Source organism: Chryseobacterium sp. RR2-3-20, from assembly GCF_017808115.1.
GTDB classification, from domain to species: Bacteria; Bacteroidota; Bacteroidia; order Flavobacteriales; family Weeksellaceae; genus Chryseobacterium; species Chryseobacterium oryzae.
In genome coordinates this window covers 1-17,324 of record NZ_JADQBD010000058.1, presented here as the reverse complement: position 1 = coordinate 17,324, position 17,324 = coordinate 1, and the positions used below count along the sequence as shown (strand labels likewise).

Genomic DNA, 17,324 nt, shown 5'->3' with positions numbered 1-17,324 from the left:
TAAGTATTCAGGCAATAATAACTTGAGTAGGTCTTCTGTTTTCATCCTCTGCAAAAATATCAATTTTTAATATTAATCCCCAACTTTTGAAACTGATCCCTTATTTTCAATATAATTTACTTAAAATATGCACAAAATATGTTTAAAATCATATATTTGTTCTGATATTTGTAGATGAATATCAGCATTACGCTTGATTTTAGAAAACATATATGTAATTCATCAGATTTAAAATTTCGGAAATTCAATTTAAAATTCAGTAAATTCGTCATAAATAATTTATTCATGAATATTCTTTTACTGGAAGACGATTTAATTCTCTCCGCGGAACTGAGTAAGTTTTTAGAATCCAATAATTTCAATTGTGATAAAATTTATGATGGGGAAACTTTTCTTCGTCAGATAAAAAACAATTATTACGATTTGTATTTAATGGATATTAATGTTCCCAAAATGAATGGGCTGGATGTTTGCCAAACCATTCGTTCGTTCGATAAAAATACGCCCATCATTATTATTTCGGCTTACGGAGATATTTCTGATAAAAAAGATGCTTTTACAAGACTTGCAGACGATTATCTGGTAAAGCCTTTTCAGTTTGAAGAATTGCTTTTACGCATTAATTCTTTATTAAGAAGAAAAGTTCCTTCCGAAAGTGTGGATGCCGATATTATAAGGATTGATGATTTGATAATTAATAAAACGGAGCAAAAGGTTTTCCGTTCAGGAAATGAGATTGCTTTAACATTAAAAGAATTTCAGCTTTTGGTATATCTTGCAGAAGCACAGGGCAGAACGGTTTCTAAGCAGCAAATTACAGAAAATGTTTGGGAACATAATTTTAATACCAATACCAATACAGTGGAGGTTTACATTAATTTTCTACGAAAAAAAATAGACAGAGAATATAAAGTAAAACTTATACATACACGTTCTGGATTTGGATATTACTTAAACCCATTGTAAATGTCTTTAAAAAGAAAGATTGCACTTACGTTAAGTGTATCGTTTTCGTTGCTATTTGGGGTTGTACTTATTATTATTTATATATCTTTCAACGACTTCCGCCGGGAAGAATTCAAGGAAAGATTTGTAAGACGACTAGGGTTTACTACCAATTTTATTTCGAAATCTAAAAATTTCGAACAAGAAGCCCCTATCTTTTTTAATGAAAATTCAGATAACTTTCTTTTAAATGAAACGATTCTTATTTTTAATGGTGAGAAAGAGCTTATTTACAGTACCATAAAAGATCAGAAAGTAACTTGGGATAAGAATCTGCTTGCGGAATTAGACCAGAAAAAAGATATTTACACCGAAGAATCTATTCCCGAAGTATATGCTTCTCTGAAAAAAATAAATGGAGAAAACTATTATATTCTTACCAGTGCTTACGACACCAATGGGAAATCTAAACTGGAGTATCTTAAATATCTTTTAATTACTGCCTTTATAACATGTACCTTGCTTATCGGGTTCTTCTCATATTATTTTATGGGTAAATTTCTTCAACCTTTGGAAGATTTGAATAAAGAAATTTCTGAAGTTACAGCTCATAAATTAACCACTCAAATCCCCGTAGAGCAGTCGAATGATGAAATAAGCATTCTAGCACAGTCTTTTAATACCATGATTGTAAGACTGAATGATGTTTTTCAGTCGCAGAAAGATTTTACGGCAAGTGCTTCTCACGAAATTCGTACACCCATTACCAGAATGGCATTTCAGCTCGAAAATCTTATTAAATTTGGCGAGCATTCTCCGCAAACTGTTTCTTCTCTGAAACAGATGCTGAAAGATGTTTATCAGCTTTCCGATCTTACCAATTCTTTAATGCTGCTTACAAAATTCGATAAAGAAAATATACAGAGCATTTATGAAGAAGTACGAATAGATGAAGTTATTTTTGAGTCTTTCGAAACCGTTAAAAAAAGCTATTCAGAACTTAAAATGGACTTTCTTATTTCTGAAAATAATGAAGAAAATGCTTTCTTAACCATTAATGGAGTTTCTTCTTTGCTCACCATCGTATTTATCAATTTGCTTAAAAATGCAGCCGTTTATTCGGACAACGCAGAAGCGAAAATTCTAATTACAGAAACAGATAACCAAATTTTTGTTCAGGTAAATTCAGAAGGAAAGACAATTTCTAAAGAAGAACAGCCGAAACTTTTCGAGGCTTTTATGCGTGGAAATAATTCTCAGAATATTTCCGGTTCCGGCTTGGGTTTAAGAATTGTAAAAAGAATTTTAGAATATCACGGTGCAGATATTATTTACACTTCGCCTTTAGACAATCAAAACGAGTTCACTATAGTTTTCAATAAGTAGTTTTATAATTGCTGCATTATCTTTTTCTTTTTCAAAGAAACCTAATCATCAATGGTTCTTTATCTTAGAATTTAATATTTTTTTAAGGTTCATTTAAGTTACTTTTAATCGTATAACGGCATTTTTGTCTCAAAATTTAGAGAAATGAACAAAATTGCAGGACTGTTGGTGATGATATCTTCCTTGTTTTCAGCACAGCAGCAAATGTCACTTTTGGAGTGTGAAAATGCCTTTCAGCAAAATAATCTTCAGCTTTTGGCGGAACAGTACAGCATAAATATGGCAGATGCCGATGTTTTGCAGGCTAAAATATGGGAACTTCCTCAAATAAGTGGTTACATCAATGGATACAACCCTGAAGGAAAACGTTTTTTAAATGTTAATAAAGCAAAAGGACTGGAAGTGAGCCAGCTCATCTACATGGGAGGCAAAAAAAAGAATGAAATTGCCTTTGCAAAATCTAATAAAGAATTGGCACAGCTTCAGTTTTCTCAGCTTCTTGTAGAATTGCGTACACAGCTTCGTACCAATTATTATAATCTTTATTACGAAAAACTCAAACTTGAAAATATCAACAAGCAGCTTGGGTATATGAATGATTTGCTGAAAGCGTATAAAATTCAGTCTGCAAAAGGAAATGTTTCTCTGAAAGATGAGGTTCGGTTACAAAGTATTGTGATTCAGTTGAATAATGATAAAATTGAAATCAATAAAAATATTCTTGAATTTGAACAGAACCTGAAAGTTCTTACCGGAATTTCTGAAGGTGTAGAACCCGAAATTTCTGATAACGAAGCCAAAGAAATTCTTGCATCACAACCTTTCGGCAACGAAGAAGATCTTAAAAGAAAAGCGATAGAAAACAACGCAGATTATCTTTTTGGATTGAAACTGATTGAAAATTCTCAATTATATGCCTTGTGGCAAAAATCTTTAAATGTTCCCGATCTTACTGTGGGAGCCGAATACGATCAGGCTTCAGGAACTTTTAACAATGAAATTAATTTAAAAGTAGGAATTCCTCTGCCTCTTTGGAAAAGTAACAGAGGCAATGTAGAGAAAGCCAAATATGCCATTAAGCAAAATCAAAAAAATGCCGAATTCCAAAAACTTGATTTGGAGACCAAAGTTCAGGCTGCATACCAAATGTGGAAAAACCAGTTCGACCAGCTTGCTGAAATAAAATCGACCGACTTGGATAATCTTGATCTGGTTTATAACGGAATGCTGAAAAATTTCAGAAACGGAAATGTGAGTCTTATAGAATTTACAGATTTTATGGAAAGCTACCGCCAGACAGCACTTCAGATTTATGACATGAAAAATGAACTGATTCAGGCTGCCGAAAAACTTAAGCAATTAGTACAAACCAAAATTTTCTATTAATATTTAAAATTAAGACGTATTGCGTCTAAAATAATCATCTACAATGAAAAAAATAATGATATCCTTAATTTCAGCATTATTGTTATGGTCATGCTCAAAGCCGGAAATTGCAAAAATGCCTGATCCAAAAGGTTTTGAACTCAGTAATACGATGTTGGAATCTATTTCTACCGCAAAAGTAGAAAAAAGCCAAATAGAAGATTTTTACAGTTTTTATGGGAAAATTGCCGCTGATGCCAATTCTTACATTGATGTTTATCCTTTGGTTGGAGGAAATGTGATGAGTGTAAATGTAGAACTGGGAGATTATGTAAAAAAAGGACAGGTTTTGGCAACAATAAGAAGTACGGAATTGGCAGAAATCCAGAAAGATGTTAGCGATGCGAAAACAGATCTTGTAGTTGCTAAAAATAATGTTCGGGTTGCCAAAGAAATGTATGAAGGAAAGCTTACTACAGAACGAGAAGTTTTGGAAGCTAAAAGCCAGCTTCAGAAAGCACAGGATCAGTTGCAGAGAGCAAGTGCGGTAAGTACGGTTTACAATGTTAAAAATGGCAATATTTATAGCGTTTTAGCACCTATTAGCGGATATATTGTTCATAAAGACATCAATAAAGATATGCAGTTGAGAAGCGACCGGAGCGAAAATATTTTTGATGTTGCCAATACTACAAATGTCTGGGCAATTATGAATGTTAACGAATCGGATATAGATAAAATCAGTTTAGGAATGCCGGCTCAGGTATCTACACTTTCTTATCCCGATAAAATTTTTGATGGTAAAATTGATAAAATATTCAAAATTATAGATCCAAAAACCAATGCAATGCAGGCCAGAGTGGTATTGGACAATGCCAATGGTTTACTGATTCCCGATAGTAAGGCAACAATAAAAGTTTCAAAATCTGAAAATAAGATGGCACTTTCTATTCCGTCTAAGGCTGTTATTTTTGATGATGACAGAAATTATGTGGTTGTTTTTAAATCCAGAACAGATGTAAGAATCAAAGAAATTCAGGTTTTGAAACAGGCAGGAGATATCACCTACATTTCAGAGGGCGTTCAGGAAGGAGAAAATGTAATTACCAATAATCAGCTTTTAATTTACAGATCGTTGAAAAATTAAAATTTTACCATTGTAATGCATTTTTTTAATGGTTTTAGTTAAATAATTCAGCTTAAAATTTCATTTTCTTTTTGATTTTAAATCATTAAGATACAATTAATATCAGTTTTTAAAACAAAACTAAAATCTGATACCAAACATCTTTCAAATGAATAAGTTTATAAAAAATATCATCTCGTTTTCACTTAAAAATAAGGCTTTCACATTTATTTGGGTTGGTATTTTGGCGATAGCGGGATTCATAAGTTTCAAAAATATGCCCATTGAAGCTTTTCCGGATGTAACCAATACCCAAATTGTTATTATTACCCAATGGGAAGGCAGAAGTGCAGAGGAAGTGGAACGTTTTGTAACCACTCCGATAGAATTGGCGATGAGTCCGGTTCAGAAAAAAACCAGTGTGAGAAGCACAACCATGTTTGGGCTTTCGATTGTGAAAATTCTTTTTGATGACGGGGTAGACGATACATTTGCCAGAAATATGGTGAATAACCAACTTCGAAATGTAAGTCTTCCGGAAGGTATAGATCCTGAAGTTCAGCCGCCTTATGGACCGACCGGAGAAATTTTCAGATATACCTTAGAAAGCAAAACAAAAGATTCTCGGGAGCTTTTAACGTTGCAAAACTGGGTGGTAGACCGTGCTCTTCGGGGAGTTCCCGGAGTTGCAGATATTAATGTTTTTGGAGGTCAGGAAAAAGTTTTTGAGTTGAGTACCGATCCGAGAGCATTGGATAAATATGGCTTAACACCTCTCGAAGTATATGAAGCTGTTACCAAAAGCAATCTGAATGTTGGTGGAGATATTATTGAGAAAAACGGACAGGCGTATGTAGTAAGAGGAATCGGGCTCGTGCAGTCTGTAGATGATATTGGCAATATTACTATTCATAACGATAACGGAAATCCTATTTTGGTAAAAAATGTTGCGGAAGTTCACGAAAGTTCTTTACCAAGAGTGGGACAGGCGGGACTTAATAAGCATGAAGACACCGTAGAAGGTATCGTTGTAATGAGAAAAGGGGAGAACCCAAGAGAAGTTCTGGTTGGTGTGAAAGATAAGATAAAGGAGCTGAACGAAAAAATTCTTCCTAAAGATGTAAAAATGGTCACTTTTTACGATCGAGACAATCTTATGGACTTTACCACCGAAACGGTAATGCATAATTTGCTGGAAGGAATTGTTTTAGTAACCGTAATCGTGTTAATTTTTATGGCAGACTGGAGAACAACACTTATTGTTTCCATCATCATTCCTCTCTCTTTGCTTTTCGCTTTTTTATGCTTGAAAATGGCAGGGATGAGTGCCAATCTTTTATCTCTTGGAGCTGTAGATTTCGGGATTATTATTGATGGAGCGGTCGTCATGGTTGAAGGGATTTTTGTAATGCTCGATCATAAAGCTAAAAAATATGGTGAAGAAAGATTCAATAAATTAGCTAAAGCAGGTTGGATTAAGCAGACAGGAACAGGCTTAGGGAAAGCAATTTTCTTTTCGAAATTAATTATTATTACTTCGCTGATCCCCATCTTTTCGTTTCAGAAAGTTGAAGGCAAAATGTTTTCTCCATTAGCATTTACACTCGGTTTTGCATTAATGGGAGCCCTTATCTTTACCCTCACATTGGTTCCTGTACTTACTCATTTACTTTTAAATAAAAACGTAAGGGAAAAAAATAATCCGTTTGTTAATTTTTGGGACAGAATTGTTTTAAGAGGGTTTCAGTTTACATTCAAAAATAAAAAACTCAGCTTAATGGTTGCAATTGGCTTTATGGTGGTAAGTCTTTTTTCTGCTAAATTTTTAGGAACTGAATTTTTACCGCAGCTTAATGAAGGTTCACTTTGGATTACTGCCGAAATGCCGATGAGTTCTTCATTAAAAGAATCTCTAAAAACAGCCGATATTTTGAAAAAAGATATTATGAGTGTTCCGGAAGTTACCGATGTTTTGTCTCAAACAGGACGAAGTAATGACGGAACCGACCCTAATGGATTTGGATTTGTACAGTTTGCCGTCAATTTGAAACCTAAAAACGAGTGGAAACGTAAAATTAATTACGAACAGCTCATTGAGGATATAGATAAAAAGCTCAGAAACTATCAGGGAATAACGTTCAATTATTCACAGCCCATTTCAGATAATGTTGCAGAAGCAGTTGCCGGTTTTAAAGCTGAAAACGGAATTAAAATATATGGTGATAATCTTCAGACATTAGATGAGTTGGCCGAAAAAGTTTTAAAATCAATAAAAAATGTAGATGGAGTACGAGATGCGGGAATTATTAAAAATATCGGTCAGCCAGAAGTAAATGTAGTTTGGGACAGAAATAAAATGGCGGCGTACGGCGTGATGCCCGAAGATGCACAAACTGTTCTGGAGATGGCTTTTGGAGGAAAAACTGCTTCCGAAATGTATGACGGAGAAAGAAAATTTCCCATAAGACTGAGATATTCTGAAGAGTATAGAAAAGACGAAAATGATATTGCATCATTAATGATTCCGACACAGGATGGAACCATGATTCCCCTGAAAGAAGTTGCCAATATTGAGAAAAATAACGGGGCTGCTTTCATTTACCGCGATGATATCAAAAGATATATTGGTGTGAAATTTTCCATCCGAGATCGAGATTTGGGTGGAACAATTTCCGATGCACAGAAAGAAGTTGATAAAATAACTTTACCAGAAGGATACAAAATTGGCTGGACGGGTCAGTTCGAAAACCAGCAAAGGGCAACAAAAAGACTTACTCAGGTGGTTCCAATAAGTATTTTGGGGATATTTTTTCTGTTGTTCATTCTTTTCGGGAACATGAAAGATTCTCTTTTGGTATTGGCAAACGTACCTTTTGCTCTCATTGGGGGGATTATCGCACTTCACATCACCCACATGAATTTTGGAATTTCTGCAGGTGTTGGAATGATTGCTTTACTCGGAATCTGCATACAGAATGGCGTAATTCTCATCACAGAATTTCATCAGAATGTTAAAAATGGTCTGTCGCTGGACAATTCGATTTTAAATGGAGTGAAATCGCGTACGAGACCAGTTATTATGACTGCATTAATGGCATCCATAGGGCTTATGCCGGCGGCATTATCTACGGGAATTGGCTCAGAATCTCAAAAACCTTTGGCGATTGTAATTATTGGTGGGCTGATTACGGCTACCGTTCTTACCCTTCTTATTTTTCCTATTATTTTCTGGATTTTTAACCGCAGCAAAAAATCTGAAATTATTTAAAATGATGAAATTAACTAATAAAAACTGGATGCAGTTACATCCATTTCGTACCCCTTTATAATGCGTCTGTTGGAATTATCTTTATTAAAACGTTTTTTTATTATCGTTAAAATGAAGTTAATTAGAACATATAGTGAAGAAAATCATTACTGATTTTAGAACTGCAATTTTTTTTATCATATTTTTTGTTTAAATTTGCAGTTCTGTTTACAGAAATGATGAGGTTTGTAACTTTACTGGGTTTGAATATTAAACTTTTTTCGATAAAAAGATTTTGGTATATAAAAATTCATTATATTTGCACACCGAAAATTTGAATAAAACAATAAAATAAATAATTTAAATCATGGCAAAGGAAACGTTTAATCGTAACAAACCACACTTGAACATTGGTACTATTGGTCACGTTGACCATGGTAAAACTACACTTACTGCAGCTATTTCTGCTGTATTAGCTAGTAAGGGTCTTGCTGAGAAAAAAGACTTCTCTGCGATTGACTCTGCTCCAGAAGAAAAAGAAAGAGGTATCACTATTAATACTGCTCACATCGAGTATGAAACTGCTAACAGACACTATGCTCACGTTGACTGTCCAGGTCACGCGGATTACGTAAAGAACATGGTAACTGGTGCTGCTCAGATGGATGGAGCTATCTTAGTATGTGCTGCAACTGATGGGCCAATGCCTCAAACTAGAGAGCACATCCTTCTTTGCCGTCAGGTAAACGTACCAAGAATCGTTGTTTTCATGAACAAAGTGGATATGGTGGATGATGCTGAGCTTTTAGAGCTTGTTGAATTAGAACTTAGAGATTTATTATCTACTTACGAATATGATGGAGATAACTCTCCAGTAATCCAAGGGTCTGCTCTTGGTGCTCTTACTGCAGCAACTGAAGGTAACTCTGATGATAAGTGGTTCAAAACTGTTGAAGAATTAATGGATGCAGTTGATACTTGGATCGAGCAGCCTGTAAGAGATCAGGATAAGCCATTCTTGATGCCAATTGAAGACGTATTCTCTATTACAGGTAGAGGTACTGTAGCAACTGGTAGAATCGAGGCTGGTGTTATCAATACTGGTGATCCAGTTGATATCGTTGGTATGGGTGATGAAAAATTAACTTCTACAATTACAGGGGTTGAGATGTTCAGAAAAATCCTAGACAGAGGTGAAGCTGGTGATAACGTAGGTCTATTGTTGAGAGGTATTGAAAAAACTGACATCAAGAGAGGTATGGTTATCGCTAAGAAAGATTCTGTTAAACCACACAAAAAATTCAAAGCTGAGGTTTATATCCTTTCTAAAGAAGAAGGTGGACGTCACACTCCATTCCACAACAAATACCGTCCTCAGTTCTATGTAAGAACTACTGACGTTACAGGTGAGATCTTCTTACCAGAAGGTGTAGAAATGGTAATGCCTGGTGATAACTTAACTATTACAGTAGAATTGTTACAACCAATCGCTCTTAACGAGGGTCTTAGATTCGCGATCAGAGAAGGTGGTAGAACAGTAGGTGCTGGTCAGGTTACTGAAATCATCGAGTAATTAATTAAAATACAAAAAGCTTCCGTAAGGAAAGTCTTACGGAAGCTTTTAATCTACGGGCATCGTCCAATGGTAGGATACCGGTCTCCAACACCGTTGATCAGGGTTCGAATCCTTGTGCCCGTGCAAATATAAATTATGAGTTCATTTGTCGATTTTTTAAAAGGTTCTTATAACGAATTCAGACATAAAGTTGAATGGCCAAAATGGGCAGATTTGCAGTCTTCTACAATCGTAGTAACTGTAGCTACTGTAATTTTGTCTCTTTTTACTTTCGGAGTTGATGAATTGTTTTCTAAAGCAATCAGCAACATTATAGGAATTTTGATCAACAGCTTCAACTAATAAAAGATATTTTCCATAATGAGCGAATTGAAATGGTATGTGCTGAAAGCGATCAGCGGACAGGAAAATAAAGTGAAAAACTATATTGAGACAGAAATCAAACGTTTAGGGTTTGAGCAGTATGTAACTCAGGTAGTTATTCCTATGGAAAAGGTTATTCAGCTTAGAAATGGGAAAAAAGTGCCAAAAGAAAAGCCATATTATCCTGGTTATCTAATGGTAGAAGCAGATTTAATGGGAGAAATTCCTCACATCATTAAAAATATTCCTGGTGTTATTTCTTTCTTAAGCCTTACTAAGGGAGGAGATCCTGTACCAATGAGAAAATCTGAGGTTAACAGAATGCTAGGCAGAATGGATGAACTTTCTGAATTTGCTACAGACGCAGAAATTCCATTCATAGTAGGTGAAAATGTTAAGGTTGTTGATGGACCATTCAACGGCTTCAACGGAACTGTAGAAAAAATTCTTGAGGATAAAAAGAAAATTGAAGTTTCAGTTTTAATTTTCGGAAGAAAAACTCCAATGGAATTAAGCTATATGCAAGTAGAAAAAGTATAACTTTTACTTATAAATAATAGAAAAACCGTTCAGAATATGAACGGTTTTTTTATTGCTTGAATTTCATGTTTTTTGAAGTTCAGTTAAAAAAAAGTGAGTTCAAGACTAGAATTTATAAAACGCAGAGCTAAACAAAGTTTTTGATAAAGTAAATATTGCATCGTTTACCTTTGCGTTTTAATAATAATAGATTTTAAAATCAGTAATTTAAATTTATCTTATCCAGAACTCAAGTTAAATAAATTATTTCTATAGTTATAAACCACTATATTTTAATAAAGAAATTTCAGCTTAAAAGAAACAATTTTTTCAATCTCAATAGAATTTTGTGCGATTATTTACTCTTTAATAATCTTTCTTATTATCTTTTCTTTCGTCTGGGTTTCTGCTTTCAAAATGTATATTCCATTCGGTAACTCAGAAAGATTAATATCATTTCCATTATTTTTTTTAATTAAGAGCCTGCCGTCTATTGTGAAAATTGCGATATCAGTAAGTTTCTCAGAGAAAAATAGTTTATTTTTAACCGGATTTGGATAAAGGGATAATTGAGTTTTTGTGCTTTCAGATGTAGAAAGAGGATCGCATTCAGCATCGAAATAATCACCTGTTATAATCCAGCTTTTATTGGTTATAAGATTATTTCGTGATGCAGTTGCTTGTGTTGTAGAATATTTCAGTCCCGAAGCGCCTAAAGATAAATTAGAAGGTGTTAGATTGTTAGCAGACCATCCTTGAAGGGTTGAATTATAATTGGTGCAAGATAAACCAGAAAGATCAAGCATCGAAGTAAGTTGCACTACGGAGCTCAAGTTTAAGAAACCTAAATTTTGGTTGAAAGATGATGCTTGTTTAAACATCATTCTCATATCGTTTACAGAAGAAGTGTTCCAATTCGTTAATGGCCTGTTAAATACCGGTGCATTACTAAACATAGAAAACATATTGGTAACGTTAGAAGTATTCCAACTTCCTATGGGTTGATTAAAAAGCAATGCTCCAAAAAACATATGGCTCATGTCGGTAACAAGTGAAATATTCCAGTTGCCTATGGGTTGATTGAACTTTGTGGCATTGGCAAACATATCTTTCATGTTGGTAACCAATGAAGTATTCCAATTAGAAATCGGCTGATTGAAGCTGTCGGTTTCTCTAAACATAGCAGACATATCGGTAACCAAAGATGTATTCCAGTTGTTGATGGGCTGATTAAATGATTCTGTGTTGAGAAACATAGCCTGCATATTGATAACTTTAGATGTATCCCAGTTCTGAATTGGTTGGTTAAACATTTTACTACTAGAAAAAAGATAACTCATATTCGTAACCTTAGAAGTATCCCAATTCTCAATAGGTTGGTTAAAAACTTCTGTATCAGAGAAAAGTGCAGACATATTGGTAACTCTAGAGGTATTCCAATTAGATAAAGGTTGGTTAAATATAAGATTATTGAAAAATACTCCCGACATATCCTGAACATTTGAGGTGTCCCAAACTCCTACAGGTTGATTAAATGAATTACACCCGCCAAACATATATGAAATATTTACAGCATTAGACATATTCCAATTATTAACAGGCTGGTTAAATAAATAGGTATTTGTAAAGCATTGAGAGAAATTGGTTACATTAGAAACATTCCAATTTCCAAATGTGATATTTCCAACTAAAGAATTGCAGTCGAAAAACATCCCATTCATGTTGTTTAGTTGGGTAAGGTTAGGCAAATCTGTAGCGGTCACATCCATATTATTACAAAAATGAAAAGCCCTTTCTATACTAGACCATGCAATGTCTCCCCATTGTTTTATATTGATGATTTTATGGCTGTCTCCTCTGTAAATAAGAGTAGGAGCATAGAAGCATATTCTGTGGAAATTTCCGCTGCCCTGCCTAACTTTTAGTTCATAAGTGGCATTTGTGGGAATGGGATTTAAAGCATTCCCAAATCAATGAGCAAAGGTACATTAAGAGCAGAAGTTACATTGTTAATTGTTGCATTATGCGCAGGATATCCCACTTCCTCCCAATAAATTGTATAGTTATTTCCCACACCTGGAAAATAGATTTGGGTAGAAGTACTTTGTGATGGTATAATGCCGGTATTGCTTGGTTTCCATACTGTGATGAATTCATTCTGAGCCTTCAAAAATGATGTTGAAGAAAAGATGAACATCAAAAATATAAAGTAATGTTTCATAAATTATTGTTTGGTAAGTAAATTTATGAAAAAATAAAAAGTAAATCTTTCTAAAAATCAACTCATTCCGTTTGCTATTTCAAAAATATTTTATAATTTTGCAGTCCGAAAAGTAGGATTATCTAATGTGAGAATGGATAACCTGCTGAATAATAATGCTTCCAAACTCATTAATTATTCAAATTTAAAAAATAAAAAATGGCTAAAAAAGTCTTTAAAATGGTAAAGCTTCAGGTGAAAGGTGGCGCAGCTAACCCTTCTCCACCAGTAGGTCCAGCTTTGGGTTCTGCAGGTGTGAACATCATGGAGTTTTGTAAACAATTTAACGGAAGAACTCAAGATAAGCCAGGACAAGTTTTACCTGTAGTAATTACAGTGTACGAAGACAAATCTTTTGAATTCGTAATTAAAACTCCTCCTGCAGCAATCCAGTTGATGGATGCGGCTAAAATCAAGGGTGGATCCGGAGAACCAAACAGAAACAAAGTAGGTGCTGTATCTTGGGATCAGGTAAAAAAGATCGCTGAAGATAAAATGAGTGACCTAAACTGCTTTACTTTGGATTCAGCTCTTTCTATGGTTGCAGGTACTGCTAGATCTATGGGATTGAGAGTAACAGGAACTAAACCAACTAACGCTTAAAACTTAGAGAAATGGCAAAATTAACGAAGAAGCAAAAAGAAGCTTTAAGCAAAGTAGAAAAAAACAAAATTTATAATCTTGACGAAGCATCTGCTTTGGTAAAAGAAGTAAATTTCGCAAAGTTTGACGCGTCTGTAGATATCGCTGTTAGACTAGGTGTAGATCCAAGAAAAGCAAACCAAATGGTAAGAGGTGTAGTATCTCTTCCTCACGGAACTGGTAAGGACGTTAAAGTTCTTGCTCTTGTAACGCCGGATAAAGAAGCAGAAGCTAAAGAAGCTGGTGCTGATTATGTTGGTCTTGATGAGTATTTACAAAAAATCAAAGAAGGTTGGACAGATGTTGACGTTATCGTAACAATGCCAGCTGTAATGGGTAAATTAGGACCATTGGGTAGAGTATTAGGACCAAGAGGTCTTATGCCAAACCCTAAATCAGGTACTGTAACGATGGAAATCGGGAAAGCAGTTTCTGAAGTAAAGTCTGGTAAAATCGATTTCAAAGTAGATAAATATGGTATCATCCACGCTGGTATCGGTAAAGTGTCTTTTGATGCTGCTAAACTTAAAGAAAATGCTCAGGAATTAATCTCGACATTAATCAAGTTGAAGCCGACTGCTGCAAAAGGAACTTACGTGAAGTCTATTTATTTGTCTTCTACAATGAGTCCTGGTATTGCAATCGATACTAAATCTGTTAACTAATTATAAATCCTAAGACAATGACAAAAGACCAAAAAGTTGTAGCAATACAAGAGATCAAAGATTTGCTTCAGGATGCAAAAGTAGTTTACGTAGCAGATCTAGAAGGTTTGAACGCTGCTAAATCTTCTGATTTCAGAAGACAGGCTTTCAAGCAAAATATCAAAGTAAAAGTAGTAAAAAATACACTTTTGCAAAAAGCAATGGAACAAATGGAAGGAGTAGATTACTCTGAAATGTTCCCTACTTTTAAAGGAAACTCTGCTATTTTAATTTCTGAAACAGCAAACGCTCCTGCAAAATTAATTCAAGGATTCAGAAAGAAAGAAGAGAAACCAGCATTGAAGTCTGCTTATCTTCAGGAAACTTTCTATGTTGGTGACGAGAACTTAGGTGCACTTGCAAACATTAAGTCTAGAGAAGAAATGATCGGTGAAATCATCGGATTGCTTCAGTCTCCAATCCAAAGAGTCGTTTCTGCTCTTCAAAACAAATCTGAAGCTTCTGGAGAAGCGGCGACTGAAGAAGTTGCAACTCCTGCTGAAGAAGAAACTCCAGCTACTGAAACTCCAGAAGCTGCTGCAGAAGGAGAAGCTCCAGCTGCTGAATAATTACACTCAAAAAAATAGATAAATAATCAACAAAAAAACATTACAACAATGTCAGATTTAAAAAATTTAGCTGAAACGCTAGTAAACTTAACAGTAAAAGACGTAAACGAATTAGCTGCTATCCTTAAGGATGAGTACGGAATTGAGCCAGCTGCTGCTGCAGTAGTAGTTGCTGCAGGTGGTGCAGGTGATGCTGCTGAAGAAAAGACTGAATTCGATGTAATTCTTAAGTCTGCAGGTGCTTCTAAATTAGCTATCGTTAAATTGGTAAAAGATTTAACTGGTGCTGGTCTTAAAGAAGCTAAAGATATCGTAGATGGTGCTCCTGCTCCAATCAAAACTGGTATCTCTAAAGACGAAGCAGAAGCTCTTAAAAAACAACTTGAAGAAGCTGGTGCTGAAGTAGAATTGAAATAATTTTCAATTTTTAGATATAAGAGAAGCGACAAACTAAGTTTGTCGCTTCTTTTTTTAGTATCTACATTAGAATAGAAGTGTAGAGTAATAATTTAAAATATTGTATAAATATAGTCACTTGTATTTCTGAAATTTATTTTTGGAAGATGCCAATAAGGTGATTTTCTTACCAAAAGTTGCCAATCCGCATCCGGTTCCGGGAATGATACTACAAAAAAACTTTTAGCAGTTTTTAACGGTAATGTTTGGTAGTATTGAAGACTTTAGATTTTAAAATTAAATTTGATTTAAAACACTTCAAAAGAAGTGTTTTTTTATTCATTTGAGTAAGATGGAAAAGCTTTTACTTATTATTGAAATTAATGTTTACTTTAAATTCAGTGGCGTTAAATTCTTTTCATTAATATATACGATTTTAATTCATTTAATTGTTGATTAAATAAAATATTTCGCTTTTTTAAATGTATTTATTGAAAATATTCATTATGGTTATGTTAATTTTATGATTTAAGTCACAAAACTTATGTAGTTTTGCATTCGGAAATATTCAGTGAAAACTAAAAAGATATTTTCCTTTTGCTTTGGAAAAAATAAATAATTCTAATGTTTTAAAAACATTCTGTGTAAGTCTTTTTTTTGCCCTTTATCTGTTAAGTAGTAATACTTACGCACAGACAAAAGATTCCGCAAACAACAAAATTCCGAAGCCTACTATTGCTTTAAAAGACGGGGCAACACTTTTTTCGTCTGACAATGCTTTTAATGACCAAATTTCATCCAATAAAATTATTCGTGATAAAGCTGATATTGCTTATCAAAATAATAAAAAAGGAGTTGGAAATCTTAAAATGACAACTCCAAAGCAAGAAAGGGGCACAATTACAGAAAATAGTGAACTGAAAAAAGAAAAGGATTTGAAAAAGGAGAAGGAGAAGGAGAAGGAGAAGGAGAAAAGTTCGGAGAAAAAAAATAAAAATAAAATGTCTTATATAATAGCAAATAATAAAATCCATTATTGCTAATAATTCGTATATGTCATGAAATTAATAAAATGGGAAATCGTTTACGGCTCTCTTTTTTGAAGTTTTAGAAATAATCTAACAAAAAAATATATCATTTTTATTAAATAATTAATATTTTGCCTTAAAAATTGAGATTTAATGCAATAAGTTAATGATGTGGTAATGTTAGGTTGGGATTAAATTTTTATCTTTGCAAACATATTATTTAACCATTGAATAAAATACTACAATATCCCAATATTAACAAAAATAAATCATTCCTTGACTTGGGTTTGAAGTCTTTCTGCACGTTGGTATTAGGGTTTTTATTCTTTTTTAATAATATTGCGAATGCGCAAGAGGGTATTGGAACTTTTCAATCTCCAGTATTTGTCATCAAAGGAGGTGCTGAAATCTATTCTACAGATAAAGGTTTTAATCAGCAGGTAAATAACAATAAGATTATTCTTCAGGATGCGAATATTACTATAAAAAAGCCGAATGATGGTGAGACTTTATTGATTGCCTCATCAAAAAAAATAGAAAGAGAATCTAAAGATTTTAAAAGCAAAATAGCCAAAGGAAATAAAAAAAAGGAGCTTGAGGTTTTAAAGGAAATCAAAAATAAGATTGCTGATTATGAGTCCCGAAAAGGATTTTTCAACTTAAAAAATATTAAGGTTTTTCCTTCTTCGGAAGAATTTATTGCTTCATCTCGTATCAATATAGATTATGTTGTTCCAAACCAAAATCAACACGATCTTTCTAAAATAAATTCTGTTCAAAATCAATATATGATAAAATCAGCCTTGGATTTTATTCATCAACAGAAATATACATTCTATAACAATAAGTCTTTAGATTTTTGTTTTTCTCAGGTCTTTTCTGTGAGACCGCCTCCCATGATATGATAGCTATAATTGCATATTTTTTTACATTTCCGCTCATTTAGTTTTGAGCGGTCTAATACATTATAATCAATGAAAATAAAAATTTATAAAACTTTACAAAAACATGTCTTTTTGCTGTTAGTATTAATCAGTGGATTTGTTTTTTCACAGGTAACATATACGAGTAATCCTACTAATGCACAAATTAATTTATCTCAATACTGTCCTAAATAAAAATTATTAAAAATAGAAACAGCCTAAATACCTATTTTACATTTAGCTTTACATTTAATTTCAAAAAAGAACCCCTTGAT

General features: G+C 33.7%; 16 protein-coding genes and 1 tRNA gene. 15 read left to right on the top strand and 2 right to left on the bottom strand.

Going from position 1 to position 17,324, the window contains the following annotated elements; all coding sequences use genetic code 11:
• The first annotated feature begins 285 nt into the window (after positions 1 to 285).
• The 9 genes from IV513_RS12145 to nusG all read left to right on the top strand — a co-directional run bounded on the left by IV513_RS12145 (position 286) and on the right by nusG (position 10,548).
• Positions 286 to 966, top strand: coding sequence for a response regulator transcription factor (locus IV513_RS12145; protein ID WP_209390833.1), 681 nt, complete (start codon positions 286 to 288; stop codon positions 964 to 966).
• A complete protein-coding gene (locus tag IV513_RS12140) occupies positions 967 to 2,331 on the top strand; it encodes an ATP-binding protein (protein ID WP_209390832.1) in 1,365 nt (454 codons plus the stop codon).
• Between the two features lie 144 nt (positions 2,332 to 2,475).
• Positions 2,476 to 3,717, top strand: coding sequence for a TolC family protein (locus IV513_RS12135; RefSeq protein WP_209390831.1), 1,242 nt, complete (start codon positions 2,476 to 2,478; stop codon positions 3,715 to 3,717).
• Positions 3,718 to 3,760: 43 nt separating this feature from the next.
• Positions 3,761 to 4,843 carry an efflux RND transporter periplasmic adaptor subunit gene (locus IV513_RS12130; protein WP_209390830.1) on the top strand — a complete coding sequence of 361 codons (1,083 nt, stop codon included), beginning with the start codon at positions 3,761 to 3,763 and terminating at the stop codon, positions 4,841 to 4,843.
• Between the two features lie 148 nt (positions 4,844 to 4,991).
• Positions 4,992 to 8,090, top strand: coding sequence for an efflux RND transporter permease subunit (locus tag IV513_RS12125; protein WP_209390829.1), 3,099 nt, complete (start codon positions 4,992 to 4,994; stop codon positions 8,088 to 8,090).
• A gap of 346 nt (positions 8,091 to 8,436) precedes the next feature.
• Positions 8,437 to 9,642, top strand: a complete 1,206-nt coding sequence (gene tuf, locus IV513_RS12120) for an elongation factor Tu (RefSeq protein WP_209390828.1) — start codon at positions 8,437 to 8,439, stop codon at positions 9,640 to 9,642.
• A gap of 55 nt (positions 9,643 to 9,697) precedes the next feature.
• Positions 9,698 to 9,768, top strand: a tRNA-Trp gene (locus tag IV513_RS12115).
• Between the two features lie 12 nt (positions 9,769 to 9,780).
• On the top strand, positions 9,781 to 9,987 hold the full coding sequence (gene secE, locus IV513_RS12110) for a preprotein translocase subunit SecE (RefSeq protein ID WP_089745513.1): 207 nt from the start codon (positions 9,781 to 9,783) through the stop codon (positions 9,985 to 9,987).
• Positions 9,988 to 10,005: 18 nt separating this feature from the next.
• Complete coding sequence (gene nusG / locus IV513_RS12105; RefSeq protein WP_209390827.1) at positions 10,006 to 10,548, top strand: transcription termination/antitermination protein NusG; 543 nt, start codon at positions 10,006 to 10,008, stop codon at positions 10,546 to 10,548.
• A 338-nt stretch (positions 10,549 to 10,886) separates the two neighbouring features.
• On the opposite strand, the gene IV513_RS16010 is transcribed toward nusG, so the two are convergent.
• Positions 10,887 to 12,326: a BspA family leucine-rich repeat surface protein gene (locus tag IV513_RS16010; RefSeq protein ID WP_317196426.1), complete on the bottom strand. Its 1,440-nt coding sequence runs from the start codon at positions 12,324 to 12,326 to the stop codon at positions 10,887 to 10,889.
• 155 nt (positions 12,327 to 12,481) lie between these two features.
• Positions 12,482 to 12,748 (bottom strand): hypothetical protein, encoded by a 267-nt coding sequence (locus IV513_RS12095; protein ID WP_209390825.1) that lies wholly within the window; start codon positions 12,746 to 12,748, stop codon positions 12,482 to 12,484.
• Between the two features lie 198 nt (positions 12,749 to 12,946).
• On the opposite strand from IV513_RS12095, the gene rplK reads away from it, so the two are divergent.
• The 6 genes from rplK to IV513_RS12065 all read left to right on the top strand — a co-directional run bounded on the left by rplK (position 12,947) and on the right by IV513_RS12065 (position 17,031).
• Entirely contained in the window at positions 12,947 to 13,390 is a 444-nt protein-coding gene (rplK, locus tag IV513_RS12090) for a 50S ribosomal protein L11 (protein WP_209390824.1), read from the top strand.
• Positions 13,391 to 13,401: 11 nt separating this feature from the next.
• Complete coding sequence (rplA, locus tag IV513_RS12085) at positions 13,402 to 14,094, top strand: 50S ribosomal protein L1 (RefSeq protein ID WP_089769827.1); 693 nt, start codon at positions 13,402 to 13,404, stop codon at positions 14,092 to 14,094.
• 17 nt (positions 14,095 to 14,111) lie between these two features.
• On the top strand, positions 14,112 to 14,702 hold the full coding sequence (rplJ, locus tag IV513_RS12080; protein ID WP_209390823.1) for a 50S ribosomal protein L10: 591 nt from the start codon (positions 14,112 to 14,114) through the stop codon (positions 14,700 to 14,702).
• A gap of 48 nt (positions 14,703 to 14,750) precedes the next feature.
• Entirely contained in the window at positions 14,751 to 15,119 is a 369-nt protein-coding gene (gene rplL / locus IV513_RS12075; RefSeq protein WP_062697387.1) for a 50S ribosomal protein L7/L12, read from the top strand.
• 581 nt (positions 15,120 to 15,700) lie between these two features.
• Positions 15,701 to 16,141 (top strand): hypothetical protein, encoded by a 441-nt coding sequence (locus IV513_RS12070; RefSeq protein ID WP_209390822.1) that lies wholly within the window; start codon positions 15,701 to 15,703, stop codon positions 16,139 to 16,141.
• Between the two features lie 212 nt (positions 16,142 to 16,353).
• Entirely contained in the window at positions 16,354 to 17,031 is a 678-nt protein-coding gene (locus tag IV513_RS12065; protein ID WP_209390821.1) for a hypothetical protein, read from the top strand.
• Positions 17,032 to 17,324: the final 293 nt, after the last annotated feature.